The organism is Desulfosarcina sp. (assembly GCF_046496365.1).
Lineage (GTDB): Bacteria > Desulfobacterota > Desulfobacteria > Desulfobacterales > Desulfosarcinaceae > Desulfosarcina.
Genome location: NZ_JAWOHB010000024.1, coordinates 1 through 4,585 on the forward strand (window position 1 = coordinate 1; position 4,585 = coordinate 4,585).

General features: G+C 53.6%; 2 protein-coding genes. Both read right to left on the reverse strand.

The features are described from left to right. Nucleotides 1-1,502: FecR domain-containing protein (locus tag R6V78_RS01645; protein WP_410287580.1), on the reverse strand; the 1,502-nt coding region annotated here is incomplete at its 3' end. A gap of 776 nt (nucleotides 1,503-2,278) precedes the next feature. Beyond that, nucleotides 2,279-4,003 carry an IS1634 family transposase gene (locus R6V78_RS01650; protein WP_410287581.1) on the reverse strand — a complete coding sequence of 575 codons (1,725 nt, stop codon included), beginning with the start codon at nucleotides 4,001-4,003 and terminating at the stop codon, nucleotides 2,279-2,281. Between the last annotated feature and the right edge of the window lie 582 nt (nucleotides 4,004-4,585).

The following is a 4,585-nucleotide window of genomic DNA, read 5'->3' on the forward strand; positions in this document are numbered from 1 at the left end:
TTGGAACGGTAAACGGCGCGGTTGTCGTTGAGTTCGATGGCTTTTTCCATGTCCTGCAGGGCCTCCACCGGCCGGTTGGTGGTCTGCTTGGCGATGGCGTTGTAAAAGTGAGGGGTGGGGTCGTTTGGATCGAGTTCCTTGGCAATTTCGAATTCGCGCTCATCCAAACCGATCCGTTTTTCCTCGTAAAACGCCTTGCCCAGGTAACTGCGGGTCAACGAGTTGTTGGGGTTCAGGCTGGCGGCGACCTCGATCTCCGCCCGTCCCTCCGCCAACTGGCCGTCGCGGATCATAGCCAGCCCGTTTCCCAGTCGGGGCAGCGGATCCGCCTGGTCGGATTGGATGGCCTTTTCAAACGCCGCCCGGGCGTCGTCGGTTTTGACCTGGGTCAGGTAGGCGAATCCCAGGACGGTCTGGGTTCGGGAGAGGCCGGGGGCAATGGCCGCTGCCTTTTGGGCCGACTCCAGGGCCTTGCCCAGTTTGCCGAAGGAGAGCTGAATCTCGGCAAGCCGCGCATGGGCCAGGGGGTCATCGGGGGATACCGCCACGGCGTTCATCAGGCTTTTACGCGCGCCCTCCAGGTCGAAGCGGGCCTGCTGGACGTAGGACATGGCGACGTGGGCTGTGGATGACTGCGGGTTCGCATCGACCGCCTTCTGTGCCAGGGTGTATGCATTTTCATTGTCGTTTTTTACCAGGGCGACGATAGATTGAAGGGAGAGTACGTCGGCTGATGCCGGATCGATGGCCAAGGCTTTTTGGAGGTCAGCCTCGGCGGCGTCGATTCTGCCCACTGCAAGGGATTGAGACGCCCGGTTGGCCAGGAACACCGGGTCATTCAGGTCTTCGCGCATTTCCGCCTGTCCGGGCGGCACGTACACCACCGGCGGGTAGTAGAGCGCCCACTGAACGGCATCCCGCGGCCGCACCACGGTGGTCAGCACCGGTGCCTGGCCTTTTTTGGCGATGGCACTCTGACCGCTGGCCAGGTTCACTTCGCCGGCTTCATTGGAGGCCAGAACACCGCCTTCGAAAATCGAAATGAAGGTCTGATCGTCTTCCACCCGGATGAGAAACTCCGTTCCACGCACCCCGGCAACGACATAGGGCGTGTTCACCTCGAGGCTGTTGGACCGGCGGCTGAAAAAATGGCCCGCCCCTCTGAACATGTCGACCAGAGAGGTCTTTTTGTTCCTGAATTCCTGGACGGTAATTGCGCTGTTGGCGTTGAGCCGCAGAACGGATTCGTTAGCCAGCGCCAGACTGGCGCGGCTGTTGTCAAGAACGCGGATCTCGTCCCCCGGGCAGAAGGTGTCGTTCAGATGAACCTGCTGCCATGCCCCCCCGCCGGTGGCCCTGAACTCCACCGCCCCCTGAACCGATACGGCCGTGGCCGCCGCCGGTTCGCACGGTGCATCGGCCGCCGCACAACAAAGCGGCCACAGCACGACGACAACCAACAGGGGCAGGTACCGAACGAAGAACGAACCCATCCAGCGCATAATATCTCCTCCTTTGTGAGTCCATGACGTTCAATCACGAATGGTTCACCCGAGTTGAAATTCGGAGCCGCAAATGGACGTCCCACAAGGGGCAATTGTCACTGGCAAATGAGATCGAAGATTCGTTGCACCAAAATAGAAATGGTGGACGTCCACACAACAAGCAACAATCGTGCTAATACCGGGAAAAAGCTGTTTGTTTAAATAAGGCCCTTAAATAACTTCACAAATAGGCACAGTGCTTGTGCGTCAGACCAATCAGGAAAGACAGAAAGAAGTATTTTTTTTACACAATATAGAATCTATTCCACATGAACTATGAACTTTTTTCCATCACTACCGCGGGGAATATCTTATAATGACCACCAATAACAATAATGCCAGTGTTTTGCAAACTTAATTTTAATCCGCATGCGTTTGTCTTTTTCATCAAACCCGCCGCGGCCGATTTTATTGATCGCCTCCATGAGCAACAACCCGAAAAGGGTATCGTCATTTTTCAACGGGATGGCCATCCCGTCCACGGTCGGCAGCTGATCCAGTTTGTTCGGCTGACAGATCACCGGTTCACCCTGGTGGGATGCGAACGCACCGGCGGTGCATCCGGGTGCATCATCATCGGTTTGGCGTGCCCTAGCGAAACCGCCAAGCGGTTCATCTGACCCATCCACAGGTAGGACATGCCCAGGAAAGATCCGGGTACGTCCAGCACCTGTTTGTCAGGAGTTTCAGAGATAAACGAGAACGAAAGCCGGGAACCCTTGTCAGCCGGGGTTTTAACGGTCGGATGGTTGTAAGACCCCACTACCGTCTACGCGGTGGCCGAATGCCGATAGGACTTCGGCCTGGGTCTTACTGGGCGTTTCAAGACGTCGGCGTGGTTTTCGCTCTCCTTTCTGCATGCTCAAGACTTGATGTAGCTTTCTCATGTCTTCCATGACACCGGCAGCCGTTCGCTGTATTCCCGCAGCAGCCAATTTTAGCTCAATCCGGCGCAGATAGGTCATCGCAACAACGCAGGTAAACAAATGACACCTTATTTTGCTGTCCGTCCAATGGCGTACAGGGCTTACGCAAACCAGGTCGTCGTCCTTACTCAGGCGAAAGCGATCCTCCACCTGCCAACGATCCAGATTTGCCTGAATGATATCGCCGGTGGTCCAATCCGTGTTATCCGTAATGATAATGTTCTTTCCGAACGTGGCTTGCTTTCGAGCGACAAGATATGCGTTTTTGCGAAAATTCATGGAAAGGCCGGCGTCCGAATGCGCGAAGGTAAGCTCGTAGAGGTCGTGTGGCATATGCATTTTCGCACAAAGGCCTAAATAGCGATCCTTAATGGCCCCTTCGTTTCTCCAGTGCGGCGCTTTGTCTCTTACCTTTGCCCGCATGATAAGCAGGTGCTCGCGGATTGCCTCGAGTTTATCATTGAACGTATATTCCTGCTTGCGGCGGGAGGATGGATTGTAGGTGACGATCACCGCCCGTTCTTTACCCCAGTATTCTCCCATGGTCCGGTAGGCCAAAAGGCATTCCTCGGCCTTTCCCTCCACCATCAGGCGCCTGTTTTCCGGTGTATCCACCGGTTCGAAGCGTTCAAGGGGTGTTGCGGCAAGATCCTGGGCGAAATAGGTCGAATAGGTGGTAATGAAATGAATGCGCGAGTGCTCGTCGATACAGGCATAATTATCATCGGCGTTCATCCCCTTGTCGATGATCACCGTAAGGCGCTCTTTGGTCTTGTTCAATCCGCAAACGACCCCGAACATTTCATCCATAATGGCTTCAAAATGCTTGCTGTCATGGACATTTCCCGGATAGACGCTGTAATAAAGCGGCAATCGAGAATCCCTTGCCACCAGCAACCCCAGGCCGATTTGTCTTAAGTAGTGCCGGCCCGCTTTGTTTTTACCACGCTTGGCAAGCTCCGAGTCGGTGTGGCTGGCCATGTAGGTGTAATAGTTGGTGGTGTCGAACAAAAGACAGTCAGCCGATGGTGCTTCTACCTGCCAAAGACGCTCAAAGAACGTTCTTGCGATTTTGTATAGATCGGTCTCGGAAACCCGGTCCCATTTTTCCCAAAAGCGTTGACTTGTCAGCTCGTCGAGATCAACGGGCCGGATATGCTGTATGGCAGTGCGCTGATACCAGGATGCAAGCTTGTTCTTGCTGACAGCCTGCACCATCCGGTTAAGGACACAGTACAGGAAATACTCGCCGATTGAAGGACCCGTTTCCCGGTCCGCAGGGGGAACGATCTTATCGATAATACCACACAGGTCGATGTCCTGGTCGATCTTGCGGGATAGCCATAGCGCCCCGAATTCTTCCACCTTCAGGGTCACGTTGTCCCCAACCGACCCCCGGGCCAAGCTGGCGACCTTTTCCGGAGACCCGATGTAGGTCTGGGAGATGACCTTGGGCTTGCCGTTGACCCGTGCGATCTCCCGGACATAGAGGTAGGGTCTTCCCTTTTTGGTCTTTACGTGGAAGTGAGCCATGCAAACACCATATATAATAGGGTCTTACATGTCAAGCACAAAATGATGAAAAAGGCTATTTTTTAAGGGGGGTGGGTCGGAAAGATGGTAAAATCCGGTAGGTCTTACGGTGGGAAGGGGCGTAAGTTGCTGTTATTTAATTAGATCGGAGCGCCGGGATGGATTATCTCTGAAACTCCTCTTTGACAGCTTGTGATTTTTTCATTAAAATCACTTAATCGCAACTTAGGCTTTTTGAAACTACCCGACCTAAATTCAAGAGGATTTTGACAGACTCAGAATTTTTTTGGAACCTCAGTCGCTTAAAATATTCACAGGTGGATTTCAATGGTATTCGGGGCCAAACGCGGAAAACTGTTCATCTGGAAGAGGATGGTGGGTTTGGTTTTTGCTGATATACCGTCGACGTGGCGGAGGATGTCCTGTTGATTAAAACTTTGAAACTGCAGTCTTCACACTGGCCATACGGGAAAGAGATTATATGCGGCCGGTATCATCGTCCCCCTTATAGTCGTTTAATCACGCAAAAGGCGGCCTCCATAGCCGCCAGTCACCAATATAAAGTGTCAGGATGAAACAACA

Bases quoted from the DNA above. Each gene is read 5' to 3' on its own strand.
- R6V78_RS01650 (WP_410287581.1), bottom strand. From the start codon at position 4,003: ATGGCTCACTTCCACGTAAAGACCAAAAAGGGAAGACCCTACCTCTAT.